Genomic DNA, 24,065 nt, shown 5'->3' with positions numbered 1-24,065 from the left:
TCAGAAGCGCCAATGCATGTGTTGACGCGACTCAACGTGATTGCGGCGGCAGTGCTTGGGTTCAGTAGGACACATACTCACGTGCAGAGGGGATTTAACATGACCGAGGACGAACAACGCAAAATCCGCGAACGCGAAGAGATCGCCGCCCGTGTCGCCGCCTTCCGTGCCACCCAGGAAAAATTCAAGCGCGAACGTGAAGAGTATTTCGTGTCGACGCTCGACAACGCGCGCAAGGCGGAACGGCCCTCGCTCTGGCCGTAACGACACCGGATCACCGAGCATGAAAAAAGCCCGGAGCATTGCTCCGGGCTTTTCGTTTGTTCAGCCGTTACCAGTGACGGTAATAATGGTGGCGGCGGTAGTATGGTCCATCACCGTAATAAGCGTAGGGACCAGGGCCGTAGGCATAAGCGGGGCCGCCATAGTAGCCATACCGCGGGCCGTAGCCATAGCCGTAAGGATGCGACGCGGCGACGGCGCCCGCGGTGATGGCGCCGGCGGCAAGACCGAACGCGAGGCCCGGACCGATGCCGCGGCCGCGCGCCTCGGCAGGCGAAGGCGCCGCGACCGCGGTCACGCCAACGGCCGCGACGGTAGCCAGAACTGCCAGTGTCTTCCTCATCATGAATCTCCTCCTTCGTATCTCGCGCAGACAACGCCGGCGCGTTGCTATGGTTGCGCGCAAGCCTGTGGAACCGAGTTCGGAATAAATCCGGCCAGCATGGAACGGGCACGCGTTCCGCGAATTGTTTGCTCAAGTGCGGAAGCCTCCGCCTTCCGGTTGAGGCAACAGCACGAAGACCCCGTCAGCATCACCGATGCTGGCGGGGTTTTCAGTTCCACGCACAGCATTGGCAATGCGCCACAATTGCTGCCAGCGGGGAGCCGAGGAGGATAAAGTGCCGATATCCACGTTGCTGGCCCGTATCCGCAGGCTCGTTCCCAGATCCGGAGATCAGCATTACGACGAGATCGTCCGCAGTTTCGGTGTCGGTACGCTGCGCCCGCCGCCGACCCCGATGAGCGACGGCGAACTGGCGCGGGCGATTGCCGAGTTCCTTAAGGAACAGCCGTCGAGCGAGTCCGTAGGCGCCCTCGGCCGGCGGCTCGACCCCACCACCCCACTTTGAGGCGCCGGTCCGCCTTTGTCCGGGAACATGCGCTTCGCGCGCACGTTGGCGTAGCCTTCAAGGAGAAAGGAGGCCGACATGCCCGTTTGGCTCGAAATCCTGCTCAACCTGTCCGGCTATGCCGGCTTCGTGGCGCTCGCCTCACACGGCACCGCGTGCCCAAGCAATTGCGCCGACCATCAGACCTCCACCGACGACCGTTAATTCGTGTGCGGTAGCTGGCCCGCCGTACGCATCAGCCTGTCGGCTTTGACCGCGACACGCGTGTCCTCGAGCTGTGGCCGCAGCGAGACGCTGATCACCACGAAAGCCAGACAAAAGAGCGTGCCGACGATGGCGATGCGCCGGTAGGTGTGGGGGTCGCCCTGATAAAAGGACGGTTCTGAAAAAGGTGTCATGAATTCGTTCTTGGCAAAATTGCTTGTTGGCCAAAGTCGCTTGTTGGCCAAAGTCGGATCGCGTCTTCGCCAGACACCTATCGCAAGTGGCGGCAAGTGCAACGCGATTGCGCTTTTAACCTAACCGAATAGGGTTATCGGCTTCGCGGCAAGCTTCCGTTAGGAGTTCGCCAAGCCTCTTCAGAACAAGCGTCTTCAGAACTCGGCGAGCCGCTTCAGGCTCGCGCGAAAACCGAGGCTGCGATGGCCTGCGACCAGCACGGTGCCGAACACCTCGGCCGTGTCGTCGCTGAACGTCCCGGAGAAGCCGCTCGTTGCCTCCACTCCGCCGAACAGCGGCCGGGCGAAGCCATCCGCAAACGGCGTATGCTGGTTGGTGACAAGCTCGCCCTTCCAGGTCCCGTGCTCCGAAGGGCCGTTGTCCGAATTGCCGTTCCGGATCGTGTAGGCGCCGCGCGACCAGAAATACGGCCCGCCGCCGAGCAGAACGCCGTCACGCAGGATCAGCACGCCGCTGTCGCGGCCCTTCACGCCGTCGAGCATGTGGATGTGGATGGAATAAAGCCCGTTCTTCATGTTGCGTCCGCCGCTGGAGCAACGATAGCGCCGGCGACGGAGAGCGTCGAGACGGTGAAGCGAAGCTTGTGGTGATCCGTCGTCCGGCTTTGTTCCAGCTTCGCCTGCCTTTCGTTCTCGGAGAACGAATCGGAATCGCAGAAACCGGCAGGAAGCAAGTCTTAATATATTGTTCGCATGCAAACGAGCGCCGTCGCCAACGATCGCGCGCTCACATGGCGTCTTCGGACTTCGACCGCGGTGGCACCTGCGGCACCGAGGGCCTGTCGTTGCGCAAGCGCGGGTGCCGGTCGTACCAAAACACTTTTGCGATCTCGGCGAACATCTCGAGCAACAGCACGCATCCATGTCGCGTCTCCCTCGCCTCACTCGTAGCGAGGACAGGCGAACGGGACTGTGCGAAGCATCACGCCGGCTTGGTCACGAAAGGCGTGTCCCGCATCGACACAGAAGCCACGACTTGTTCTGCATCCGACTCCATTTCGTTCGTAAGGAACGAATCAGAGTCGAAAAACCAGCGCAAAACGATCCCTAACGATCGGTGAAGGCGCGCGCGATTGCCTGTTGTCATCGAGATAGTGCGATGCTCATCACGCCGCTCGCTTCGCCGTATCCTTCGATAGAGCCTTCTCCGAAAAGCATTCGAGGATCTGGATGCGGAGTTCTTCCGCGGCCGGACCATCAAGCTTCCTGAGCTGATTCCAGAGCCTGATCACTTCGCGTTGTTTCTCGACAGTCATGGGCACCTCCAAAGAATGTCGCTGCCAAAAGAGATGCCTCACTAGAACAAAATGGGAACAACAAGTCCAGCCCCTCCCGTGAAATTCGCCGGGCACATCGCCTTGAGCCTTCCGCGCGCCGACGGTTGCTTTTTAGGTTTTCAACCTTAAGTTCGAGCCACGGCGCGGCGGCTAGGCGCTGAAATCCCTTCCCCGCCAGCCAAGAAGGCCCCGTGCGAAAGCGCGGGGTTTTTCTTTTGGGGAACGCGCCACCGCCCTCCCCGTTAGTCATTCCGGAGCGAGGGATCGTGACCAGAAAATACTACGCCGTCGAAGTGGTGCGTCAGATCGAAGAGACCGTGGAGATCATGGTCGAAGCGCCGGATCAGACCGCCGCACATGATGCAGCGCTCGCGCACCTGAAGGCGCGCGGCTCCGAATATCAGTGGCTCAATCCCAAATGCGATCTCATCGTCTGGCGCGAGCGCCAGGTCGATACGCCGGCGATCATCGACGTGTCCGTATCGCCGGACTAGCGGCCGGAACGAGTTTTCCCGGCCCGCGTTGTCAGGTCGAATTCGGTGGTGCTGGCGGCATGTCGCAACGCGGCCGACCAGCTTGAAGAGCCCCGGTCCCCAAGACCGGGGCTTTTCTTTGAGGCGGCCGCACGGAGGCGACTCGATTCGAACGAGGGCCCGAACAGCAAAGCAGCCACCCGGGTGTTATGCCGGGTGGCTGCTTTGAGAACTGTCGACGCTCGCCCCTGTCCGCCTGTTAGACCAGCAAAGTCAGACCGACAAATTGTCGGTCATGCCGGGTGGGACTTCGCCTTGCTTGGTCCGCTCGGCGAGAAGCTCCTTTTCGGCCTCATACCAGAAGGTGTCCATCGTGCCTGCGGGCTCGCCAGCCTCCTTCCAGAGGTGATAGGCCCGATTTCGAATCTCTTCTTCGCTGAGACCAGTCATGTGATTTCTCCCTTTCGGAAGCAAAGCCTGACGACGCCCTAGAGTTCCTTAAGAGAGTTCCTCATTGGTTCAGCACAAGCAAGCAATCATTGCAGCGCTCCGCGAAAAGAAGCCTCCGCAACGAAAACGCGAGCCCTTAGACGGAGTCTTTGGCCACCTTCAGCGGCGAGGCCTTCACCGACTTGCTCGCCGGCTTCGCGGCGAACTGCATCGGCTCCTTGGTGAAGGGATTGACGCCCATGCGGGCTTCGGTCGCCGGCTTGTTCACCACCGACATCTTCACGAAGCCGGGAATGACGAACTCGCCGGACTCGTTGAGCTCCTTGTAGCCGACCGTCGCCATGTACTCGATGACCGACTTCACGTCGTTCTTCGACAGCTGCGTGCCCTCGGCAATTGCATCGATCAACTGAGTCTTCGTCATCTTCGCCATGTCTGAATTTCCTTCTGTGCGCGCGAGCAGGCTTTGCTCAGGACGCGGTCCGACCGCGCAACGCGCTTCTGTTTCATGCCAACTTTCATGAAGTGACGGGGCTTAGAACCCATCGACGCCCAAAACGCAAGCAGGGGTTCTGCGGAGGGCCGGACGCCCCGGCAAAGATGCCGCAGCTTCCGCCGTTTTCGCGTTGAACCATTTTCTCCCCGAGGCGTCTAACTCTTTGAAGTCCCCAAGCTTCACCCCCCATCAGAGAGCCCCGCTTCCCCCAGGCGGGGCTTTCGTCTTTGCCTGGACCCGGCCCCGCACTGCCGATCAGGCTGGCCCCCGAGGTCTGCGCCCGGCCACCCCGGTGACCGTCACAAGGCAGGTTCTCTTTTTCGGCCATCTCCTGCATAATGCGGCATGGCAAAAACAAAAGTGACCTTCAAAACCGTCCGCATTGCAGACAACGACTGGAAAATCCTGGCGGATTACCCGGACAGCGAACAGCGCGAAATCAAGGGCTTCACCAGCAAGGCAGACGCCGACGACTGGATCAATGGCGACCGCAAGATCGCGTGGCTCCGCTCCCAGGGATACGCCAAGTAAACCGCACATGAGTCACGCGCGTATCGCGTGACGCCCGTATGGGTATGAGGCGCGCTCCGTCCCTCCCGCTCCATAGGTTCTTTCCGTGCCGGCGCCTTGCCGAGCAAGCGGCAACGCCCGCGCGTCCTATCGGCTGGACGGGAGCGCCTGGTCGATAAACCTTTGGCTGGGCATGCGCCGTTGAGACTTCGGTAACCTAACGCCTCCAAGCTCCTCTTAGTATCGTTGCGTTGGAGTACCCCACAGTGCTGGATTTTAACGAGCTGCGTGAACTCGCGGCCGATGTTCGCGTGTTCGTCGACATTGCCGAAGACAAGGCCGAAGCGCTTCGCGCCGTCATCACAGCCTATGACGTGGTGCTCGCGATCTTCCCGTCGGGAGAGGGCATGGGTCTCCACGTCATCAAGGGCGGCGAGATCCTGGACAGGATTGCAAACTCACGAACCAATACGAGCTACAGCCACACAGCCATTGCGGTTCCCGACCTGGAGCACGCGGAAGTGCTCAAGCACCTGACGGGCCCGGCCGATCAGCGGCTTGCGGCTTAGAGCGTTTTCAAATTCGCGGGACGAAAACGCGTCACAACAATCTGGAGCAGTTCTGATTCAAGCAGAACCGACAACGCCTCGTTGCAGACGAGAATTTTTGCACTCCAGAACGCCTTGTTTTTAGGAACACGGTTTCTGCGCTCCCGTTGGCCCACACAACCAACCAGGAGTTTGAGATGAAGAAGCTCGTCATTGCGACCGCCGCCCTCGGCCTCATGTGCGGCTCTGCCTTGGCCCAGACCCAGACCGGCCCCGCCGCGCAGTCCGACAACATGCAGAAGCCCGGCATGACCAACACGGACAAGGGCACGATGAGCAGCGGCACGACCGGCGTGAGCCATGACGGCATGAGCAAGGGCGAAATGGTGAGGCCCGACGCCTCCGGCCAGGGCGGCTCCGGCCCGGGCAGCGACCAGGGCGGTACCAAGACCCGCAGCAACAAGAAGTAAGCCGGTTTCCTGTACGGCTCGCTTCCCGGCCGCGTCGCTTCCACAAGCGGCGCGGCCATTTCATGAGAAGGGTCTTTGGAACCTGTCGAATGCACTCCTCACAATCGTGCGCGCACCGGAACGGTCAGGTCTTGCCGCGAGTTGCCCCATCTCCAGCAAGGAGATCGTCATGAGCGTTGAAGGTAAAGTGAAGGAAGGCGCCGGATTCATCAAAGAAGAGATGAACGAACACGGCAAGTCCCCCGAGAGCCAGAAGAAGGCCCAGGAAGGTCGCGACTTGCGCAACGAAGGCCGGATCGAAGACGGCAAGCCGCCGAAGACGACGAAGCCGGGCACCGGTCACTAGATCGCGTTCGAAACCCCGTTTGGTGAAAGCCGCCCCTGGTCATGTCAGGGGCGGTTTTTCACGTTCATGACCAGCCGATACGTGCCCATGCGATCTTCCGAAGCTGTGATCCTCCGAAGGTGCAGTCCTACAAAAATAGCCGGAGGCTCGAAGCATGCAGGGCGATGGCTGGTAGAACGCTCCGGCTGTTGTATGGTCGAACGTTTCTTGTGAGGGGCTGATGAAGATTGCCATTGTTGTCGCCGGCTTGATCGTTGTTGTTGCCGCCGTTCTCGTGGCGGTACAGCCCGGCTTTCTAAAGCCTGCGTCTATGGCACTCGTGAAGAAGTCCGACATCCTCGGCTTTTCGCCAGGGATGACATTCGACGAAACCAACAAGCTCGTCACGCAACGTCGCTACCGCTGCCGTCAGATTCGCGATTCCTACGTCCTGGAGTGCGCAGTCGACGGCGCCAAGGTCACGATCTTTGCCGACGACGTTGACCCTGGGAATCCTGATCCCAAACATCGCATCTGGCGCGTCATTGCGGAGTTGAACAATCCGGGTCCCCAAGACGCTGCCGTCAAATCGATCTCCGACCAGTTCAACGCCCAGCCAACCAGGGACTCCCGGGACGGATGGATATGGACTGTCGGCCGTGGGCTCAAGCTGAGCTACGACGGCGCCGCCTTGAAGCTGGTGGACGAGGCTGAGGAAATCAGGCGTGGCAAGCAGGAAGCAAAGCGCTAGGGAGCGCGACGCCGGGTGCCCTTCAGTGACGAAACCGGTTGACGGCCAACAGCGGCAGCCATGATCCCAGCACCATGCAGATCGCAATGGCTGCGACTAGGACGTATTTCAGGGGATGTTGCGAGGACGCGAGCGAACCTTCGAGGTGAAGGTATGGCAGCATCGCCTCCACGGCCATCCCGATCAGGGCAACCGCAACCAGCCCGCCAACCGCCGAAGCGAACAGGTTGACGATCCATCCGATCGCGCCGCGCTCGTTCGACCAAGCCTCGTAGATCGCGACAGCCAGCATCACGAGCACAAAGACCAGCATGAAGCTCATCGAGCCGCCGACGCTCGCCTTCGACCCGAAGATTTCCACCAGCAGCATGGCCGCCACCGCGAGCAGTGTGATCGCCTTCACGACTTTCCTCTTTGGTGTCTCAGCACATAGGCCGCGAAGCCAATTCCGATGCCGAGCAGGCTTTGCAGCATGGCGGTTGGTCGCGCCGGGCTTCGCCGGGGTTCAACAAATTGCACTCGGAGAACTGCAGGACCGCCGCGCAGTGACGACCGAAGGCCGGGGACCGATCTATGCAGCTTGCCTATTGGAAAGCCGCTCGAACGCCGTGATGGCCCGGTTGGCCAGCATGAGGCGTCTGTGCTCGCCCTTGCGGACCATCTCTTCGACGGCGGCCGAGAGAAAGCGGCTGGTGAACGGCGCGTCGCTGACTTGTCCGGTGCGCTCCAGATAATCCCAGGCGATCTGCACGGAATGTTCGATGAGATGGGACAGGTTCTCGCTCATGCAGAACCTACGCTTGGCGGGAGCGCTTGTTCCGCGCTGGCCAGTAGGTCGGTTCTTCATGGCAGATCTCGAGACGTTCAATTTCCGCACGTTTTCGACTGACGAACAAATGAGGAACGACAAGCGCGCGCCGACGTTAGGTGGAAAAGGAGAGATCGCGATGGCTGACAAGACAGCTGACAACACCGGGGACAACACACAAAAGGATCCGAAGGATTGGGTTTCCGGCGACGACCCGATGACCGGCGCCCAGGAATCCTACCTCAAGACCCTCGCCGAGCAGGCGCACAAGCCCCTCCCCAAGAAGGATCTGACCAAGGCAGAGGCGTCAGAGCTGATCGACACGATGCGGCAAAAGGCCGGGCTCGAGAAGTAGACAGCGGGCATGTACGCCCCGCCCCTGCGAGACGGAAGAACATGACTCACCGATGATCAGAAGTGTCGCGGGAAGGTTGCAGGCGTTCGGCCAACGCTGCATTCACAAACGTTGAGCGCGCTGCATTTCGTCGGGCACAGACAGCGTCGATTGAGCGCACGATCCCGCAATGTCGATTCCACAACTTCAATGCCGGGATCGCGGCCTGTCGCTTTGCGAGCCGGGCACTCATCCTGCTTTGCCTTGCTTCACGTCATGTACGATGTCACCGATGGTGCTTCCCACGACAATCGCGGCAACAACAGGCCAACCGGCGGCTACCATAAGGATGGCCCCGTAGCGCATGTCTTCGCCGGGCCGTTTGTAACTGTCTCGGCCCGAGAACAGGAGCACCGCGATCAGGCAGCCAACTGCGTATCGTCTAAACCATTTCACGACGAGAGACCTTCGTTTACGGGCATTCGTCGCCTCGAACTCCGTCGTGGTTCATGATGTCGGCCGTCCGGCCGCTCGCCGGCAGGCGAAATTTCAGACGATCATGCAAGGCGCGTCAGGCGCCTTGCATGACCTGCTGCCGCTCATTTTCTTGAGCGCGCTGAGCATCGGCTCCGCGCCGAGCTCAGTTCTGTCACTTCGGCAGATCGCGGATTGCCAGCTTGATGACTGTAAGGACAACGAAAGCGGGCGCCCCGTAAACGATGGCGTTCACGGCCCAAGTGATGGCGACGCCCAAGAAAACGGAACTGCCGACAGCTCCCCAGAAAAGGTAAGCTGCGGATATACCCGGCATCTCCCATGCCATCACAGGGGTGGAGTAGTCGGTTAGCTGCTCCATGACGAGCAGCACCGTCGAGACGAGGGCCCCGATTGCCAGTGCGACGGTGAGAACGGATTTCATTGTCTTCAAAGGCCCAACAGCGCCATCACGATCGGAATCATAAAAAAGGCTGCCAGGCCGAGGAGGCCTCCTACGGCAATCTTCACCCAACGCCGTTGAATTTTCGGCTCGAGCCATGTCGCCAGTTTGACCCAGAGCGCATACGCCCATCCGGCAACAATCGAGCGGATAAGTGCAAACAGAAGCTCGCCTAGAATATTGGCCATAGCGGTTAGTCGCGTCAGTTCCGCGGGGAGTTCATCTGCCAACGGCTAAACAACCCCGTGTCCCCCGTGAGTGAGGTGGCCCAGTTCTGCGATTTGCGTCACGTTCTGAGGACCCGGTTAGCGCTGTGGGGCTTCGTGAAGGGCTCGTTTTCTAGCGCTTGAGCAATGCCATCGCCATTCACGGCGCGCTCGGCGCGGCATCGTGACTGCTGACATCAGGGTGGCAGCAGCGGTGTGCGACGAGCCCCGCGATGCCGCTCAAATCTGCGGTCAACCAAAGGACATGCCATGAAGTTCGCCTCCACTCGCCTGATCGCTACTGACATCAAAATCATGGTTTCGTTCTACGAAATGGTGACCGGATGTTCCGCCGAATGGCTCGCGCCGGTGTTCGCCAAGATCGTGACGCCGGGCGCCAACCTCGCAATCGGCGCAGCCGAGACGGTCACGCTCTGGAAAGAAAACAGTGCCGAGCCCGGCGCGAACCGCACCGCCGTGATCGAGTTTCAGGTTGAAGACATCGATGCGGATTATCAGCGCCTGAAAGACAAGGTTACGCTGGTGCACGAGTTGAAAACGATGCCATGGGGCAACAGGACGTTCCAGTTTCGCGACCCCGAAGGCACGGCGGTATCGCTCTTCATGCCGCCGATCGAGCAGGCCGGACACCGCCTCGCGGCGCAATAGGTCGCGGCAGCAGACCGCCCCGCACACACAGCCAATGGCGCGTGTGCGGCACTGGATTTTCGGTGAGAGTGCATTGAAATTTCGCCGGCTGATTTACTTCATCAGCCGGCTTCACCCTCATGCACATGTGCACCCGCCCCCTGCCCCTCCCCGGATTTTCCTGCTATCTCCTACTCCCTTCGGCTCGGCCGAACCAAAAACCCTCCATCCACCCAGGGAGCAACAACCATGCGATACCTCCACACCATGCTGCGCGTGCGCAATCTCGATGTCGCGCTGAAGTTTTACCAGGATGCGCTGGGGCTGAAGGAGGTTCGGCGGATCGAGAACGACAAGGGGCGTTTCACGCTGGTGTTCCTGTGCTCGTCGGACGATCTCGAGGCGCTGAAGAAGCAGCCGCAGACGCGCGGCGCGCCGCTGGTCGAGCTCACCTGGAATTGGGACGAGGAAAAATACGGCGAGGATCGCTTCTTCGGCCATCTCGCCTATGAAGTCGACGACATCTACGCGACCTGCGAGAAGCTGATGAAGGCCGACGTCACCATCAACCGTCCGCCGCGCGACGGCAACATGGCCTTCGTCCGCTCGCCGGATTTGCACTCGATCGAGCTGTTGCAGAAGGGCGATCCGAAGCCGCCGCAGGAGCCGTGGTCGTCGATGCCCAACATCGGCCATTGGTAGGCCTTTTTGCCGGAACCAGCCCCTCTCCTAAGCGTTCTCTCTTCGACAATGCAATTGGAGGAGGACGCGATGGGACGCGGAATTTTGTTGTGGATGCTGGGCGTGCCGATCCCGGTGATCATCTTGCTGTGGCTGTTCTTCGGCCGCTGATCGCCTGACCAGGCTTTGCCTTGCAATGAAAGCTCCGCCTCGGGCGGAGCTTTTTGCATGCGAGGATCGGCGCAATCGCGCGTCGCCCGCCGCAGTGGATTCCGCTATCACCTGCGCCGAAAGAAACGCCTGGGGAGGATGACGTGCCGGACCAAAAGCTGACGATCTGGGGCCGCGCCAATTCGGTCAACGTGCAGAAGGTGCTGTGGTGCCTCGCCGAGCTCGGCCTGGCTTACGAGCGCATCGACGCCGGCATGGCGTTCGGCAAGACCCGCGAGGCCGACTATCTCGCGATGAACCCCAATGCGCGGATCCCGACGCTGGTTGAGGGCGACTTCACGCTGTGGGAATCCAATTCGATCATGCGCTATTTCTGCCTCGCGCATGGGCGCGGCACGCCGATCTATCCCGAGGCGCCGAGGCTGCGCGCCAGCGTCGACCGCTGGCTCGACTGGACGCTGTCGATGGTGCAGCCGGTCGACCGCCCGGTGTTCTGGGGCATCGTGCGCACGCCGCCCGCCGAGCGCGAGATGATCCAGGTGCAAAAGGATGCCGATGCCGCCGCCGAGGTCTGGGCCATCGCGGACCGCCTGCTCTCCACGCGTCCGTTCATGGACGGCGATGCGTTCACGCTCGCCGACATCGCGGTTGGCGCCTATGCGCGGCGCTGGCTCGGCGTCGAGGGCATCACCCGGCCCGCGCAGCCGCATCTGACGCGCTGGCTCGCCGAACTCGGCAAACGGCCCGGTTTTGCGCAATTTGTGGCACCGCCGATGTCGTGAGCGGTGGCGCGGCTTAAAGTCCGTTACGAGCACGATGAATCGGCATTTTGCCGCGCGGCGCCGGGAGATGGCGGCTACTGTGCATGGGGTTGTTTTCGCGTTTTTTTGTTTAGGGCCAGCCGCGCTCGAACAGCAGCACGCAGAAAATCAGCACGAGCGTGACCGCCGCGGTGCCCAGCCGCGCAGTCCAGCTCAGGCCGCGGCCGACCCACCACAGCAGCGCGCAATACATCACGAACGGGACGATGATCTCGGGCCGCATGATGTCCGGCGGCATGGGGGCTCAGCGCCTGACCGTGGTCTCGACGCTGATCGAGCCGCCGATCTTGACGCAGGTGCCGGTGCTCTCGACCAGATGGAAGCCGCGGCCATAGGCGGCGCAGGAGCCCGCTTTCGCGCTCCCGCCGGCACCGTTCAGCGGCAAGGCCTTGCCGGCCTGTGGGCGCTCCGGAGGCGGCAGACGCAAGGCTTCCGCCGCGGCCGCGGCCGTCGTCAGCAACGAGATCAGGATGAGGAGCGGCGCACGCATGCAGGCCGTTCTAGCCCGGACCGGCGTCGCGCGCCATCGGGGTCGCTTTGCCCGGGGATCAGATGAACTTGATGCCGGCCGATTTGCCGCGGCGCCACACCACCTGGCAGCTCCGCCCGGTCCGCGCATCGCGCGCGAACGCCATCCGGATCACGCCCGGGAGCTGGCTCGCATCCTCGTCCAGCGTGATCTTGGCGCCCGTGGCGGAGATGTCCTGGACCAGGCATTGCCGCGCTGCGAATCCGCCGTCGAGCGTGATCCAGGCATGCTGCGACAGCGACTTGCGGGCTGCGCGCTTCTTGGGCGGTGGCATCGGCTTAAATTCTCCCAGTCCAGCGCTAGCTCAGGGAACCTAAGAAACCGTTGAATTCGGCCGACCGATCCTTGGGTGGGATGCTATCCACCGGTGCCAAAAGACCGTTCCCGAACGGCTTGCCCAGGGCGCCAAAGGCCATTATAGGTTCGCCCGCTGCAGCCGCCGGGCATGACTCGGGCGGCCAGCGGCCGTGCCGCGAAAAGCGGCGGGGCCCTGGGTTTGCTCCCTTCGTCTATCGGTTAGGACGCCACCCTTTCACGGTGGAGAGAGCGGTTCGATTCCGCTAGGGAGCGCCATCATCCGCCGTTGGATGACAGGGCGAAATCTGCCGCCCCGCATGAACCTCCCCGCCCCTCGCCTCCGACCAAGGTCCAGATGGAACTGGATGCAGGCCGATGGCGCAGCACAAATCTCCCTCGGACGACCAGGCCGGGATTGCCTCGCCGACGCCTCCGCCATGGATCCACCGCACGGCAGCCTACGTGCCGGAGCGGCGCGCCAGAATGCTGGAGCACATGGCGCGCGCCAGATCGCGGCCTCGGGCAACGACTGCGTCGGAGCCGTCGCATACGGCAGGCACGACCATTCTCGCTGACGCCTGCGGCTACGCCGTCCTGTTCGGCATCATCGCGCTGCTGTTTCAGTCGCGCGTTCCTCTCTACCTCGGCGCGTTTCTCTTCTTCACCGATGGCGAGCGCATCGAACTCGCTCTTGCAAAGATCGGCATCCGTCTCGAGCTTGGTACGATCGGGCCCGACATCATCAAGGGCTTCGTATCCCTGTTCGGATGGTTCGCGCTGCTGGCATCGCTGAAAGCGTCCGTCCCCGCCTGGCTCGCGACATGGATGCTTCCAGACACATCGTGGTCCTTGCTCGCCGGAATCGCTCTTTTGTTCGCCATCGTCGAAGCATTCGCAACGCGCGCGATGCAGCATGCATTGCCGTGGTTCGGATTTGAGAGGCGACCGAGCGGCCTGGCCTGCGCGACGATCAAGCTCGCTATGGCCCTTGGCGTGCTGGCTCTGCTGGTGCTGCTCGGATGACGCGATCGTGAGGTCACGGGCCTGACAATCGCGGCGCTATGCCGCCCGCCCCGATCTGCGCATTTACCGGAAATTTACCCCTGCTCGTGAGCGCCGGTATCATTTGCTTAGAATTTGATTGCTATCGTGGAATTACGGAAAACCTCCGAAACACGATTGGCGCCCATGTCCGTCGCAGAGTTCCTCAGACAGCGTGCCGTGCATGTCACCGTGAGTGGCAGCTACTCGCTGCCGCGTTGGTACGATTGCGAGGGCAAGCTCCGTACCTTCGCCTGCCGCACCAGCCGCGTTTCACCGTTCCGCATGATGGTCGACGTTCCCGTAGTCGGAAAGGTCGGCGAGCGCGTGACCTCCTACTTCCAGGATTTTGGCGAATTCCAATGCACCATCAGCGCGACGCTGAAATCGGGCTTCCTGATGGAGCTCGACATGACGCGGGCCCGGCGCGCCTGGATGTCGGAAAAGCTGACCTGGCTCGAGAAGAAGCAAAAGGACGCCAGCGTCCAGGAGCTGCGGAATGACGCGCGCTTCGTTCCGCAGGTCGCGCACACCTTCCTGACGCTCGCCGACGGCAGCACCCATGCCTGCTTCATCATCGACGTCTCCACGGCCGGTGTCGCGATATCCTGCGAATACGATCCGCCAGTGGGAACCCCGCTTGCGGTCGGCGCTTGCGTCGGGCGCGTGATCCGCAAATTCGAAAACGGCTTTGCTGTCAAATTCGCCGAAAAGCAGTCGCGGGACGACGTCGTCCGGCTGATCGTCCGCACGGCCATGCTGCAATCGGCCTGATCCTCCGGCCGCGCTGCCCTATCGCAGCCCTATTTCGAGATAAGCTTTTGAAGGTCCGCGCCTCGTTCCGGACGTCATTTGCAGACTTGCGATCGGGGGACCGAATGGCAGTCGAGAAAATTACAGTCGATAAGGTCAGAGTCGACAAGATCACCTGGGACAGGGTCGGCCGGGTCACCGAGCCCGGACGCTACATGTACACGTTCGGCTGGCTCACCATCACCGCCGACGATCTCGATATCTGGAAGCAATACCCGCAGGCCGCGTTCACGCTGATGGCGCAGCATTCCGAGCCGGACGCGTCCACCGGCGAGGAGTTCCATCTCGGCGCCTTCGACGTCGCGCCCGACGCGCCGCCGCCGCTCACCACGCATTGAGACAGTCAAAGCGGGCTACGATCGGCAGCCAGCCGCCGCGGCAGGGCGCGTGGCGGGAACGCGTGGCACGCCCGTTGCTTTATCATTGCCATGACTCACATCCCCGCCTTCGATCAGGCCTTTCTGCTGTTGCTCATCGTGCTCTGCCTTGGTACGTGCCTTATCCGCGCCTTCTGGGAGGTGGAGCAACTCCGGGGCCGCCGCACCGCGTCCCCATCCCGCGCGATCAAGCGTGACTAGACCGGCTCGGCCGGCCGTGCGTAGCCCGGACGGGGCAATCCCGGCTCTGGACTTGCCGCGGCGACACGTGCATCGTCAATCGAAGAAACCTGCACATTGCCTTGATCTGACTTACCAATCGCGATCCGATGACGGGCGCGCGACCGTTGTCATGGGATGACGAGGTGGTTCTGTCATGCAATTGATTGCGCTCGTTATTCTGCACCTCGGCGACTGTCCTGATGAACGCAGGCTGTCACGCTTGTTAAGAGACGCGACAGCAAGCGCATGACACAAGGTCGCATCAGGGAATGTAGATAAGCGGATCAAGGGAACCTATTTTCGGCGCCGATGTACCTGATTGAAGCGTTACCCACCGTCATCGGAACGGCCGCCATTGCCCCGGCGCTGCTGATGCTGTGGCTCGTCATTGCCGCCGAGGAACGCCCCGGACCGCCGGCCCAGGTCTGGACCGCTTTCCTGCTCGGCGCGGCCAGCATTTCGCTGCTGGGCCTGGCCCGCGCCCCTTTCGCCAAGATGGTTGCGGCCCCGGACAACCCGTGGGCGGCACTGGCCATGCATTCGATCTTCGGCGTCGCGCTGCCGGAGGAAGCGGTCAAGGTGATCGCGATCGTGCTGGTCGCCTCGACCAAGCGGCGGACCTTCGCCAATCCGATGGACACCGTGGTCTATGGCGCCGCGGTTGGCCTGGGCTTCGCCGCCTACGAGAACCTCGCCTATCTCGTCCAGCACGCCGAGATGTGGCGCTCGCTGGCCGCCTTGCGCAGCGTGCTGACCGTGCCGTTCCACGGCGCGCTCGGCATCATCGCCGGCGCCTATCTGACCATCGCGCGCGCCGGCACGGCGCTGGGTGCCAACCGCCATCATCGCGACTGGGCTCGTCTCTCCAGCCGGCTGCTGATCTTCGCAGGTCCGCTCGCCCTGCATTCGGCCTTCGACTTCCCCCTGCTCACGCTTCAGCGCATGCCGGATCTCGATCCGGCGCTGCGGATGTGGTTGGGCGGCGCGAGCCTGCTGATCGGCTTCAGCTCGATCGCCTTCGCTATCCGCCTGGTACGGCGCGTCGCGCGCCATCACGCGCCCCGAACCGACGTCGCGCGCGAGCGCCTCAGCCAGCTCCGCCGGATGTGGGCGCTGCTGCTTGCCGGTGGCGGCGTCGGCTTTCTCGGGCTCGCCTTCGTGCTGACCTCGATCCATCACTGGCTCATCAATCCCGAGCGCAATCTGACGCTGGCCCTGATCCCGATCGGCCTGGTCTCGATCCTGCTCGGCCTCGCACTTCTGATCGTCACGACCGCGATCTATGTTCTCGGCCGCAACCGCATCCGCACCAGCGGCGAAGGTTTTTCGTCGGCGCACGGCGGCGGCTGAGCCGCGGGATGGCAAGCGCGGTGTGCACGTACTAGACTAGATTGAGGACACACCTCTCGATCCGGAGCCTGCCCATGACATCGCCTGAGGATTTTTCCCGGCTGCAATCCGCCATGAGCGGGACGGTCAAGGCACATTGGAAGGCCTTTCTGTTCGAAGGCATCCTGCTTGCGGTGCTTGGCGTCGCCGCGCTGATCCTGCCGCCGCTCGCAAGCCTTGCGATTGCGATCTTCCTCGGCTGGATGTTCCTGATCAGCGGCATCGGCGGATTGATCGCCACCTATTGGGCGCGCAGCACGCCGGGCTTCTGGTGGTCGCTGATCTCGGCCGCGCTGGCCGTGCTTGCAGGCATGCTGCTGCTGGCGCGGCCGATCCAGGCCGTGCTGACGCTGACCATCGTGCTCGGCGCCTATTTCCTCGCCGAGGGCGTCGCCACCATCATGTACGCGCTGGAGCATCGCCGCGAGCCGGGCGGCCGCTGGTCGTGGCTCCTGATCTCGGGCCTCGTCGACATCGCGATCTCGTTCATGGTGATCACGGGACTGCCGAGCTCGGCGGAATGGGCGATCGGTATCCTCGTCGGCATCAACCTGCTGTTCGGCGGCGCCACCCTGATCGGCATGGCGCTGGCGGCACGCAAAAGCAACAGTTGAGGCGCCGCGTGGCCGTCACGTCTATTGGGGGGTGACAAGCCGCCGATCGCACGCTATATGACGGGCGATGATCACCCTCGTCACCAGCTATATTTGGTACTTTAGCTACGACAGCTCGCTGGCGGCAGGAGGATCGCGCTCAATCTGAAACATTGCAGCAAACGTCCGAACAAGCCGCCAGACCCTGGCGGCTTTTTTATTGGCCGGCAGGGTCTCAAAATGACAGGAGCCCGCCGTGCTGAGCACGACCGACGATCTTCGTATCCGCGAACTGAAAGAGCTGAGCACGCCCGAAGAGGTGATGCGGGAAGTCCCGCGCACGCTCACCGCGACGCGCGTGGTGATGGCCGCACGCAACGCCATCCATGCGATTCTCAATGGCCAGGACGACCGGCTTCTGGTCGTGGTCGGCCCCTGCTCGGTGCATGATCCCAGGGCCGCGCTCGAATACGCCGAGCGCCTCGCGAGCTTGCGCGAAGAGCTTGCCGACCAACTCGAGATCGTGATGCGGGTCTATTTCGAGAAGCCGCGCACCACGGTCGGCTGGAAGGGCCTGATCAACGATCCTGATCTGGACGGCAGCTTCGACATCAACAAGGGCCTGCGGCTGGCGCGCAACGTGCTCTCGGCGGTAAATAATGTCGGCCTGCCCGCCGGCACCGAATTCCTCGACATGACGACGCCGCAATACATTGCGGACCTCGTGTCCTGGGCCGCAATCGGCGCGCGCACGACCGAAAGCCAGATCCATCGCGAGTTGGCCTCGGGGCTGTCCTGCCCGGTCGGGTTCAAGAACGGCACCGACGGCAATGTGCAAATTGCGGCGGACGCTGTGAAGTCGGCCTCGAATCCGCATCATTTCATGGCGGTGACCAAGCTCGGCCGCTCGGCGATCGCCTCAACCGCGGGCAACGAGGATTGTCACATCATCCTGCGCGGCGGCAGCACGCCGAACTACGATGCGGCAAGCGTCGCGGCGGCCTGCAACGATCTGGCGAAAGCAAGCGTCGCACCGCTCGTGATGGTCGATGTGAGCCACGCTAATTCGAGCAAGAAGCCGGAAAACCAGCCGCTCGTGACGGCCGACATCGCCGGGCAAATTTCTGGCGGCGAGAACCGCATCATGGGGGTGATGGTCGAGAGCAATCTCGTCGCCGGACGCCAGGACGTGGTGCCGGGCAAGCCGCTCACCTATGGCCAGAGCATCACGGACGGCTGCATCGACTGGGCGACCACGGCAACCGTGCTCAAGCAGCTCGCTAACGCGGTCGAGATCCGGCGCAACATCAAGCGCGCAGGGCTGCACGAGCGCTCCGCCTGACCAAACGATTGCGGGCGGGGTGAGGCTGTCGCACCCTGCCCGCTTTCCCGGCGCCTAGCAGCCGCGGCAGATGCTCTTGATCTTCTTGTCGAGCGCCTGATTTTCCTTGCTGAGGGGATCGTTCGGGTCGCTCAGGTTCTTCTCACTTGGCACGTCGCCAGCGCGCGGCTGCCGATGACCGACGGGCGCAGGCGGCAAAGAACCCGCCGATTGTCCCGAGGTCGTCGATCCCTTGCTTCCCGTTTGCGCGAAGCCGGCGCTGCCGAACACCGTCAGAAGCGACAGTGCTAGGATGATGCTTCTCATTTTGCTTCTCCATTCCTCGGGCCAGCATCTCCATCACGACCAATCAGGTCTCGGGCGGATAGAGGTGAACGTCGCCGCAATAATCCACGATACGATAGCGCGTTTCCGATGCCGCATCACCCGCATCAGGTGCGGTATTTTGCATCGGCAACACGTAATTCGGCCCCACCGGCGACTTGCCGGCACCGCCGGGGATGTCGATGACATAGTCGGGCTGACACAGTCCTGACACCCGTCCGCGCAGCTGCCGCATCAAATGCTGCCCCTCGGCGAGTGTCGTTCGCAGATGCGCCGTGCCGGGCGCGAGATCACCGTGATGCAGATAATAGGGCTTGATCCGGCATTCGACGAAAGCTCGCATCAAATCCGAAAGAGCGATTGCGTTGTCATTGACGCCGCGCAAAAGCACGGACTGGCTTACCATGGGAATTCCGGCATCGACCAGCCGCGCGCAGGCGGCACGCGCGGGCCCCGTCAGTTCGCGCGCATGGTTGGCATGCAGCGCCACCCAGGTGGTGGCGCCTTCGGCCTTGAGCGCCGCCACCATCTCGTCGCTGATGCGCGCGGGATCGGCCGCCGGCACGCGGGTGTGAAGGCGGATGATCTTGACGTGATCGATTCCGGCCAGATCGGCCATGATCTCGCCCATCCGCCGAGGCGACAACATCAGGGGATCCCCCCCGGTCAGGATCACCTCCCAGATCTCGCTGTGCGCGCGGATGTAGTCGATCGCCGCGCGATAGGCGGCGTCCGAGAGCGCGTTCTCCTTGCCGGGTCCGACCATCTCGCGGCGGAAGCAGAAGCGGCAATAGACCGCGCAGACGTGAACGAGCTTGAACAGCACGCGGTCGGGATAACGATGCACGATCCCGGGAACCGGCGAGTGCGAATGATCGCCGATCGGATCTGCATTCTCGCCCGGCTGCATCTCCAGCTCTGCGGCAGTCGGAACGAATTGGCGCGCAATGGGATCGTCGGGATCGGACCTGTCGATCAGATCGACCAGCGCCGGCGTGATCGCAACCGCATAGCGTGCGGCAATGCGATCGAGCACCGGCAGCGCTGTGGCTGACACCAGCTGCTCGGCCACAAGTTCGGCCGGCTCGCGCAATGTGCGCGCAAGATTGCTCTTCATCATGTCTCGCTCAACGTTTCATTTGCAGGCGGCGTCCACACCACCTGATCAATTCGCGATGCGCCGCTCGCCAGCATTACCAGGCGGTCGAATCCGAGCGCGACGCCGCTCGCCTCCGGCATCGCCGCGACCGCGGCCAGAAAGTCCTCGTCCAGCGGATAGGCTTCGCAGTAGCGGCGTTGCTTCTCTGCCATGGATTGCGTGAAGCGCTTGCGCTGCTCCTCGGCGTCGGTCAGTTCGCCAAAACCGTTGGCGAGCTCGACACCGCAGGCATAGACCTCGAACCGCTCGGCGACTCGGGGATCGCCCGCCTTCACGCGCGCCAGTGCCGCCTCTGGAGATGGGTATTCGAACAGAATGGTCAAACGGCCCTGCCCCAGATGCGGCTCGACATGCTCGACCAGAACCTTGCTGAAGATGTCGGACCAGGTGTCATCCTCGGCCACGCGGACCTTGCCGGCAACTGACCGCGCGAGCGCGGCGCGGTCGCCCTCGCCGCCGGAAATGGTCGCAAGCAGGTCGATTCCCGCAAACTGCTCGAAGGCGCTGGCAACCGTCACAAGCTCCGGCTCGGCGAAAGGATCTGCGGTCCGGCCGCGGAAGGTGAAGGCGCCGATACCGGTCGCCTGGGCCGCGCGGGCGATGAGGACGACGCAGTCGGCCATGATGGCGTCATAGGGCGCGCCTGCCCGGTACCATTCCAGCATGGTGAATTCGGGCAAATGCAGGTCGCCGCGCTCACGGTCCCGGAACACCCGGGCGAACTCGAAAATCCGGGTCTCCCCGGCCGCCAGCAGCTTCTTGCAGGCGAATTCCGGCGAGGTCCGCAAATATCGGCTCACACGGCTGCCGTCGGGCCGCATGATCTCGGTCCGGGGGGCGTGCAGGTGGGTCTCGTTGCCCGGGGAGACCTGGAGAACGGAGGTTTCGACCTCGACGAAGCCCTGCTCGACGAAAAATCCCCGTAGAGCCCCAGTGATGGCTCCCCTGGCCTGCAAGAAGGGCCGGCGGTCGAGATGCCGCGAGGGGGACCAGAACGGCGACATCGGCTTGTCCCCAGCCATTAACCGGCTGTCCCGCAAGCCAGCAAAATGCTGGCATCCAACGGCAAAACCAGTATGTTGCGGCCCGAAACGGGTGCCGCGGTCTGATTTGGGGCCCCAGGTCCCCCATCAATTTGACCACGTCCTGGCCCGAGCCGGGCCAAGCAAGCAGGAAATACAGCTTTGAGAGTCATCGCCAGTTCTATTCGCAAGGGCAACGTGATCGAGCAAGACGGCAAGCTATATGTCGTCGTGACCGCCGAGAACATCCATCCCGGCAAGGGCACCCCGGTCAGCCAGATCGAAATGCGCCGAATCTCGGACGGGGTAAAGATCTCCGAGCGCTACAAGACCACCGATCAGGTCGAGAAGGCCACAATCGAAGAGCGCAACTACACCTTCCTGTATGAAGATGGTGACGGCTATCACTTCATGAACCCGGAGACCTATGACCAGGTCCAGGTGTCCAAGGATGTGATCGGCGATGCGGCGGCCTATCTTCAGGAGAGCATGACGGTCAAGCTATCGCTGCACGGTTCCAACCCGGTATCGATCGCCCTGCCGCAGCGCGTGACGCTGGAAGTGATCGAGACCGAGCCCGTGACCAAGGGGCAGACCGCCTCCTCGTCCTACAAGCCCGCCGTGCTCTCGAATGGCGTTCGCACCACGGTGCCGCCGCACATCGCCGTCGGCACCCGAATCGTCGTGATGACCGAAGACGGCTCCTACTCCGAGCGTGCCAAGGACTGACGGGACCAAAGCGAGCGCAACAGGTGCCGCCGGGGGGCGAGACAGTGGTTGGGAAAAGTTTCCGCTTCGTCTCGCAACTTCTGGCGTCGCTTTCGCTCCTCATTGCCTCTCCACTTGCTGCGGATGAGTTCCGCAGCCCCTCACTCACGGCGCTGCGCGTCGATTGGCGCGCGGCGCTTGACCAGCTCCGCACCGAAATCAACGTCCATCCCCGGGCCGCGGAAGACTTCATCTTCGCACCCCGTCGTTCGGTGCCGCGCTACGATCCGCGCGCGATGCCGGCGCTGGTGCAGCTCAACGCGATCTCCTCGCAATTCTTCACCGGCATCGCCCGCAGCTCCGTGCCCGTGCTGCTGCCGTTCGACGCTGCCGCGTATCTCGAAGCTCGGCTCAATGGCGCGCCGGCGACCGTCGCGCTGTCGCGCTACCAGGCTGACTTCAATTCCGTCGACCTGTTCGATGCAGGTCCCGCCGGCTACAGCGCGACCTTTTCGTTCGAGCCTGGTACCGGAGACGGCATGCCGAGCCGGGTCTTCGCAAGGCCGGTCGAGGTGCAGATCACGGGCTCGGCGCTGGTCTATGACATTGCCGATCCCTCGGGCGGCAAGGGCGAGCCGGTCAAACCGCTCGCGGCGCTCTACCCGGACCTGCGCAAGTTCATCCGGGAAGGCTATATGCGCTACGCTTTCACCCGTTTCGGCGTCGCCTATGTGGTGTCGATCCAATGCCTCGACAGCGTTGCCAAGCCGCGGCGGCTTGCCTGCAAGGAGGCCTATCCGATCGCCGAGCGCTTCCTGAAGGCGCTGCGCGTGGCGGGCGGCCAGCGCATGCGGCCGCTCACGGACATCGCTTCCAACATTCTCGATCGTCCCACGGTACGCTCCCCGGACTTCACCTACAGGCCGAGCGGCGACATCATCCCGAACACCGGCTATCGCAAGCAGGGCGGCCATCCCGACGTGATGGCCTACGCACAGATCCGGTTTCCTCTCGAGAAGGCGCCCGCGTTCGTGCACTCGCAATCCTATGCCAAGCGCGACAAGATCGAGAGCACGACCGCCTATCCCTGGCGCGACAATTTCTGCGAATCCCGGAGTTTCGAGGTCTGGCAATGCGGCGGCGGCTATGGCCATCAGGGCGAGGACATCCGCGCGGCCGAGTGCCCACCGCCTGGTGAAGGCCGCCAAGCCTGTGATCCCAAGCAGCGCGCCGTCGTCGCCGTGCGGGATGCGAGGGTTATACGCGCTTCCAAGGACCAGGCTGTGACGCTGCAAATCAACAGCCGGAGCGAGCACATTCGCTTCCGCTACATGCATATGAACCCGCAGGCGCTGAACGCCGATGGCCTGCTCAATGGCCGCATCGTATCGGAGGGCGAGAAGATCGGCGTGGTCTCGAACTATCTCGACCATCCCGCCGGCACCTCGATGCACCTGCATTTCGACGTGCAAGTGTTCACCCGCGACGGCTGGATCTGGGTCAGTCCTTACGTCACGCTGGTCTCCGCCTATGAGCGCCTGATCCACGCCCGCGGCCGCGAGGTCGGCCCGGAGATCGCCGGCACGCCACAGCCTGTGGCGCATGCGCTGCCGGAGGACGTGCTCAAGCCGGACCTGCGCGAGGGATCGGGCGGCGACGAGAACTAACGGCTTGCTCCTTCCATTGCCAGGCAGTGCAAAAGCGTGTTGTCGCACACACCGCCCGATGGAAGGCCGAAGGAACTGGGTTGATGAGTGTCGGACTGATTGGTCTTCTCGACGATATCGCAGCGATCGCAAAGGTGGCGGCAGCCTCGCTCGACGATGTCGCGGGCCAAACGGCCAAGGCGGGAGCAAAGGCGGCTGGCGTGGTCATCGATGACGCAGCCGTCACGCCGAACTACGTGATCGGCTTTGCCTCGAAACGCGAACTGCCGATCGTAGGCAAGATTGCGGTTGGGTCGCTGCGCAATAAATTGCTGATCCTGCTGCCCATTGCCCTGTTGCTTGGTTATTTCCTTCCCGCCGCGGTCACGCCGCTGCTCATGCTGGGCGGCGCCTTTCTGTGCTATGAGGGCACCGAGAAGGTGCTCGAAGCCGCGATGCCGCATGATGCGCGCCACCACGAAGCCCAGCCCCAGCCAATTGCATTGAACGCGCGGTCGGTCGAGGACAAGAAAGTCGCAAGCGCCATCAAAACGGATTTCATCCTGTCGGCGGAGATCATGGCGATCACGCTGGCGGCCGTCCCGGCGGGCAGCATCTGGACCCAGGCGCTCGTGCTCGCACTCGTCGCCATTTTCATCACTGTTGGAGTCTACGGCGTGGTCGCCTTGATCGTGAAGGCGGACGATGTCGGCCTGGCCCTTGCGCGGTATGACGGCGCCTCGCTTGTTGGCGGCGCAATCCGATTGCTTGGACGTGCGCTGGTCCGCGGCATGCCTGTCTTCCTGGCGGTGCTGAGCACCATCGGCACCGCCGCGATGATCTGGGTCGGTGGCGGCATCATCCTGCACGGCATCGAACAATACGGCCCACCGGTAGTCGGCCATACGGTTCATGCCGCGACCGAGGCTGCCGCGCACCGCCTTCCCTCCATTGCCGGCACCGTCGGATGGGCGGTCGAGGCAGCCATTTCAGGCGTTATTGGGCTCCTTGTCGGCGCAGTTGCGATACCGGCCGTCACATACGGTCTTTCACCGCTATGGAAACGTCTGAAGCGATCGCAGCCGACCTGAACAAAAGCGGCTGCA

Annotated in this window: 39 protein-coding genes and 1 tRNA gene; 23 read left to right on the top strand and 17 right to left on the bottom strand. The window is 62.7% G+C overall.

The window, feature by feature from the left end; translation table 11 throughout:
* The first annotated feature begins 99 nt into the window (after positions 1–99).
* Complete coding sequence (locus IVB13_RS39585) at positions 100–264, top strand: hypothetical protein (RefSeq protein WP_018457755.1); 165 nt, start codon at positions 100–102, stop codon at positions 262–264.
* 67 nt (positions 265–331) lie between these two features.
* On the opposite strand, the gene IVB13_RS39580 is transcribed toward IVB13_RS39585, so the two are convergent.
* On the bottom strand, positions 332–625 hold the full coding sequence (locus IVB13_RS39580) for a hypothetical protein (RefSeq protein WP_026233439.1): 294 nt from the start codon (positions 623–625) through the stop codon (positions 332–334).
* Positions 626–902: 277 nt separating this feature from the next.
* Between IVB13_RS39580 and IVB13_RS39575 the strand changes: the two genes are divergently transcribed.
* Both IVB13_RS39575 and IVB13_RS40290 read left to right on the top strand, forming a co-directional pair.
* Positions 903–1,133 carry a hypothetical protein gene (locus IVB13_RS39575; protein ID WP_026233438.1) on the top strand — a complete coding sequence of 77 codons (231 nt, stop codon included), beginning with the start codon at positions 903–905 and terminating at the stop codon, positions 1,131–1,133.
* Positions 1,134–1,211: 78 nt separating this feature from the next.
* A complete protein-coding gene (locus IVB13_RS40290) occupies positions 1,212–1,337 on the top strand; it encodes a hypothetical protein (protein WP_256464728.1) in 126 nt (41 codons plus the stop codon).
* Here the strand turns inward: IVB13_RS40290 and IVB13_RS39570 are convergent.
* The 4 genes from IVB13_RS39570 to IVB13_RS39560 form a co-directional block, all read right to left on the bottom strand.
* Positions 1,334–1,531, bottom strand: coding sequence for a hypothetical protein (locus IVB13_RS39570; RefSeq protein ID WP_247405207.1), 198 nt, complete (start codon positions 1,529–1,531; stop codon positions 1,334–1,336). The genes IVB13_RS40290 and IVB13_RS39570 overlap by 4 nt on opposite strands.
* A 195-nt stretch (positions 1,532–1,726) precedes the next feature.
* On the bottom strand, positions 1,727–2,107 hold the full coding sequence (locus IVB13_RS39565) for a hypothetical protein (RefSeq protein WP_018454367.1): 381 nt from the start codon (positions 2,105–2,107) through the stop codon (positions 1,727–1,729).
* A gap of 211 nt (positions 2,108–2,318) precedes the next feature.
* On the bottom strand, positions 2,319–2,447 hold the full coding sequence (locus tag IVB13_RS40285; protein ID WP_018454369.1) for a hypothetical protein: 129 nt from the start codon (positions 2,445–2,447) through the stop codon (positions 2,319–2,321).
* Positions 2,448–2,697: 250 nt separating this feature from the next.
* Positions 2,698–2,847: a hypothetical protein gene (locus tag IVB13_RS39560; protein WP_018454370.1), complete on the bottom strand. Its 150-nt coding sequence runs from the start codon at positions 2,845–2,847 to the stop codon at positions 2,698–2,700.
* Between the two features lie 287 nt (positions 2,848–3,134).
* Here IVB13_RS39560 and IVB13_RS39555 point away from each other — a divergent pair, with 287 nt between their 5' ends.
* On the top strand, positions 3,135–3,362 hold the full coding sequence (locus IVB13_RS39555) for a hypothetical protein (RefSeq protein ID WP_018454371.1): 228 nt from the start codon (positions 3,135–3,137) through the stop codon (positions 3,360–3,362).
* Positions 3,363–3,614: 252 nt separating this feature from the next.
* Here the strand turns inward: IVB13_RS39555 and IVB13_RS39550 are convergent, their stop codons facing one another.
* The gene (locus IVB13_RS39550; protein ID WP_018454372.1) at positions 3,615–3,791 is read right to left on the bottom strand and encodes a DUF2934 domain-containing protein; all 177 of its coding nucleotides are present in this window, start codon (positions 3,789–3,791) and stop codon (positions 3,615–3,617) included.
* A 136-nt stretch (positions 3,792–3,927) separates the two neighbouring features.
* On the bottom strand, positions 3,928–4,224 hold the full coding sequence (locus IVB13_RS39545; RefSeq protein ID WP_007591377.1) for an HU family DNA-binding protein: 297 nt from the start codon (positions 4,222–4,224) through the stop codon (positions 3,928–3,930).
* A 408-nt stretch (positions 4,225–4,632) separates the two neighbouring features.
* Between IVB13_RS39545 and IVB13_RS39540 the strand changes: the two genes are divergently transcribed.
* The 5 genes from IVB13_RS39540 to IVB13_RS39520 all read left to right on the top strand — a co-directional run bounded on the left by IVB13_RS39540 (position 4,633) and on the right by IVB13_RS39520 (position 6,891).
* Positions 4,633–4,818, top strand: a complete 186-nt coding sequence (locus IVB13_RS39540; RefSeq protein WP_007591378.1) for a hypothetical protein — start codon at positions 4,633–4,635, stop codon at positions 4,816–4,818.
* A gap of 245 nt (positions 4,819–5,063) precedes the next feature.
* The gene (locus IVB13_RS39535) at positions 5,064–5,366 is read left to right on the top strand and encodes a hypothetical protein (protein ID WP_018454373.1); all 303 of its coding nucleotides are present in this window, start codon (positions 5,064–5,066) and stop codon (positions 5,364–5,366) included.
* A 176-nt stretch (positions 5,367–5,542) separates the two neighbouring features.
* Positions 5,543–5,815: a hypothetical protein gene (locus IVB13_RS39530; protein WP_247338023.1), complete on the top strand. Its 273-nt coding sequence runs from the start codon at positions 5,543–5,545 to the stop codon at positions 5,813–5,815.
* 169 nt (positions 5,816–5,984) lie between these two features.
* Complete coding sequence (locus IVB13_RS39525; protein WP_007610124.1) at positions 5,985–6,161, top strand: hypothetical protein; 177 nt, start codon at positions 5,985–5,987, stop codon at positions 6,159–6,161.
* 220 nt (positions 6,162–6,381) lie between these two features.
* Positions 6,382–6,891 carry a hypothetical protein gene (locus IVB13_RS39520; protein ID WP_018454375.1) on the top strand — a complete coding sequence of 170 codons (510 nt, stop codon included), beginning with the start codon at positions 6,382–6,384 and terminating at the stop codon, positions 6,889–6,891.
* Between the two features lie 22 nt (positions 6,892–6,913).
* Here IVB13_RS39520 and IVB13_RS39515 read toward each other — a convergent pair whose 3' ends face one another.
* The gene (locus IVB13_RS39515; RefSeq protein ID WP_018454376.1) at positions 6,914–7,294 is read right to left on the bottom strand and encodes a hypothetical protein; all 381 of its coding nucleotides are present in this window, start codon (positions 7,292–7,294) and stop codon (positions 6,914–6,916) included.
* A 168-nt stretch (positions 7,295–7,462) separates the two neighbouring features.
* Positions 7,463–7,678, bottom strand: coding sequence for a hypothetical protein (locus tag IVB13_RS39510; RefSeq protein ID WP_018454377.1), 216 nt, complete (start codon positions 7,676–7,678; stop codon positions 7,463–7,465).
* Between the two features lie 160 nt (positions 7,679–7,838).
* Between IVB13_RS39510 and IVB13_RS39505 the strand changes: the two genes are divergently transcribed.
* The gene (locus IVB13_RS39505; RefSeq protein WP_026232720.1) at positions 7,839–8,054 is read left to right on the top strand and encodes a DUF3072 domain-containing protein; all 216 of its coding nucleotides are present in this window, start codon (positions 7,839–7,841) and stop codon (positions 8,052–8,054) included.
* Between the two features lie 628 nt (positions 8,055–8,682).
* On the opposite strand, the gene IVB13_RS39500 is transcribed toward IVB13_RS39505, so the two are convergent.
* The gene (locus IVB13_RS39500) at positions 8,683–8,952 is read right to left on the bottom strand and encodes a hypothetical protein (RefSeq protein ID WP_018454380.1); all 270 of its coding nucleotides are present in this window, start codon (positions 8,950–8,952) and stop codon (positions 8,683–8,685) included.
* Between the two features lie 5 nt (positions 8,953–8,957).
* Positions 8,958–9,158: a hypothetical protein gene (locus tag IVB13_RS39495; RefSeq protein WP_018454381.1), complete on the bottom strand. Its 201-nt coding sequence runs from the start codon at positions 9,156–9,158 to the stop codon at positions 8,958–8,960.
* Positions 9,159–9,446: 288 nt separating this feature from the next.
* On the opposite strand from IVB13_RS39495, the gene IVB13_RS39490 reads away from it, so the two are divergent.
* The 3 genes from IVB13_RS39490 (at position 9,447) to IVB13_RS39480 (ending at position 11,458) form a co-directional block, all read left to right on the top strand.
* Positions 9,447–9,845 (top strand): VOC family protein, encoded by a 399-nt coding sequence (locus IVB13_RS39490; protein ID WP_018454382.1) that lies wholly within the window; start codon positions 9,447–9,449, stop codon positions 9,843–9,845.
* Positions 9,846–10,073: 228 nt separating this feature from the next.
* Positions 10,074–10,526, top strand: coding sequence for a VOC family protein (locus tag IVB13_RS39485; RefSeq protein WP_247338024.1), 453 nt, complete (start codon positions 10,074–10,076; stop codon positions 10,524–10,526).
* A gap of 293 nt (positions 10,527–10,819) precedes the next feature.
* A complete protein-coding gene (locus tag IVB13_RS39480) occupies positions 10,820–11,458 on the top strand; it encodes a glutathione S-transferase (protein WP_247338025.1) in 639 nt (212 codons plus the stop codon).
* 109 nt (positions 11,459–11,567) lie between these two features.
* Here the strand turns inward: IVB13_RS39480 and IVB13_RS39475 are convergent, their stop codons facing one another.
* Genes IVB13_RS39475 through IVB13_RS39465 form a run of 3 tightly spaced genes read right to left on the bottom strand, consistent with a single transcriptional unit; the run spans position 11,568 to position 12,300 of the window.
* Positions 11,568–11,735 carry a hypothetical protein gene (locus IVB13_RS39475; RefSeq protein WP_018454385.1) on the bottom strand — a complete coding sequence of 56 codons (168 nt, stop codon included), beginning with the start codon at positions 11,733–11,735 and terminating at the stop codon, positions 11,568–11,570.
* A 6-nt stretch (positions 11,736–11,741) separates the two neighbouring features.
* Positions 11,742–11,987, bottom strand: a complete 246-nt coding sequence (locus tag IVB13_RS39470) for a hypothetical protein (protein ID WP_018454386.1) — start codon at positions 11,985–11,987, stop codon at positions 11,742–11,744.
* A 58-nt stretch (positions 11,988–12,045) separates the two neighbouring features.
* Entirely contained in the window at positions 12,046–12,300 is a 255-nt protein-coding gene (locus tag IVB13_RS39465; RefSeq protein WP_007591415.1) for a PilZ domain-containing protein, read from the bottom strand.
* 224 nt (positions 12,301–12,524) lie between these two features.
* On the opposite strand from IVB13_RS39465, the gene IVB13_RS39460 reads away from it, so the two are divergent.
* From IVB13_RS39460 to IVB13_RS39430, 7 genes are all read left to right on the top strand, one after another.
* Positions 12,525–12,599: transfer RNA gene (locus IVB13_RS39460), tRNA-Glu, on the top strand.
* 99 nt (positions 12,600–12,698) lie between these two features.
* On the top strand, positions 12,699–13,346 hold the full coding sequence (locus IVB13_RS39455; RefSeq protein WP_018454387.1) for a hypothetical protein: 648 nt from the start codon (positions 12,699–12,701) through the stop codon (positions 13,344–13,346).
* A 165-nt stretch (positions 13,347–13,511) separates the two neighbouring features.
* The gene (locus IVB13_RS39450; protein WP_018454388.1) at positions 13,512–14,138 is read left to right on the top strand and encodes a pilus assembly protein PilZ; all 627 of its coding nucleotides are present in this window, start codon (positions 13,512–13,514) and stop codon (positions 14,136–14,138) included.
* Positions 14,139–14,242: 104 nt separating this feature from the next.
* A complete protein-coding gene (locus tag IVB13_RS39445; RefSeq protein ID WP_018454389.1) occupies positions 14,243–14,515 on the top strand; it encodes a hypothetical protein in 273 nt (90 codons plus the stop codon).
* Between the two features lie 570 nt (positions 14,516–15,085).
* On the top strand, positions 15,086–16,126 hold the full coding sequence (locus tag IVB13_RS39440) for a PrsW family glutamic-type intramembrane protease (protein WP_018454391.1): 1,041 nt from the start codon (positions 15,086–15,088) through the stop codon (positions 16,124–16,126).
* Between the two features lie 74 nt (positions 16,127–16,200).
* A complete protein-coding gene (locus IVB13_RS39435) occupies positions 16,201–16,779 on the top strand; it encodes an HdeD family acid-resistance protein (RefSeq protein ID WP_026232724.1) in 579 nt (192 codons plus the stop codon).
* 235 nt (positions 16,780–17,014) lie between these two features.
* Positions 17,015–18,100, top strand: coding sequence for a 3-deoxy-7-phosphoheptulonate synthase (locus tag IVB13_RS39430; RefSeq protein ID WP_018454393.1), 1,086 nt, complete (start codon positions 17,015–17,017; stop codon positions 18,098–18,100).
* Between the two features lie 54 nt (positions 18,101–18,154).
* On the opposite strand, the gene IVB13_RS39425 is transcribed toward IVB13_RS39430, so the two are convergent.
* From IVB13_RS39425 to epmA, 3 genes are read right to left on the bottom strand one after another with little or no spacing between them, the layout of a single operon-like run.
* Positions 18,155–18,406: a hypothetical protein gene (locus IVB13_RS39425; protein WP_018454394.1), complete on the bottom strand. Its 252-nt coding sequence runs from the start codon at positions 18,404–18,406 to the stop codon at positions 18,155–18,157.
* Positions 18,407–18,449: 43 nt separating this feature from the next.
* A complete protein-coding gene (locus IVB13_RS39420) occupies positions 18,450–19,544 on the bottom strand; it encodes a lysine-2,3-aminomutase-like protein (protein ID WP_026232725.1) in 1,095 nt (364 codons plus the stop codon).
* Entirely contained in the window at positions 19,541–20,605 is a 1,065-nt protein-coding gene (gene epmA / locus IVB13_RS39415) for an EF-P lysine aminoacylase EpmA (protein ID WP_018454396.1), read from the bottom strand. Before epmA ends, IVB13_RS39420 begins: the two co-directional genes overlap by 4 nt.
* A 162-nt stretch (positions 20,606–20,767) precedes the next feature.
* Between epmA and efp the strand changes: the two genes are divergently transcribed.
* The 3 genes from efp to IVB13_RS39400 all read left to right on the top strand — a co-directional run bounded on the left by efp (position 20,768) and on the right by IVB13_RS39400 (position 24,050).
* Complete coding sequence (gene efp / locus IVB13_RS39410; RefSeq protein WP_026232726.1) at positions 20,768–21,334, top strand: elongation factor P; 567 nt, start codon at positions 20,768–20,770, stop codon at positions 21,332–21,334.
* 23 nt (positions 21,335–21,357) lie between these two features.
* Entirely contained in the window at positions 21,358–22,980 is a 1,623-nt protein-coding gene (locus IVB13_RS39405) for a M23 family peptidase (protein WP_247492736.1), read from the top strand.
* A gap of 83 nt (positions 22,981–23,063) precedes the next feature.
* Positions 23,064–24,050 (top strand): DUF808 domain-containing protein, encoded by a 987-nt coding sequence (locus tag IVB13_RS39400; RefSeq protein ID WP_018454399.1) that lies wholly within the window; start codon positions 23,064–23,066, stop codon positions 24,048–24,050.
* Positions 24,051–24,065 lie beyond the last annotated feature (15 nt).

This window comes from Bradyrhizobium sp. 17 (assembly GCF_023073515.1).
In the GTDB taxonomy this organism is placed as follows: Bacteria; Pseudomonadota; Alphaproteobacteria; order Rhizobiales; family Xanthobacteraceae; genus Bradyrhizobium; species Bradyrhizobium canariense_D.
The sequence above is the reverse complement of the archived record's forward strand: the minus strand, read 5'-3'. Positions and strand labels throughout refer to the sequence as shown.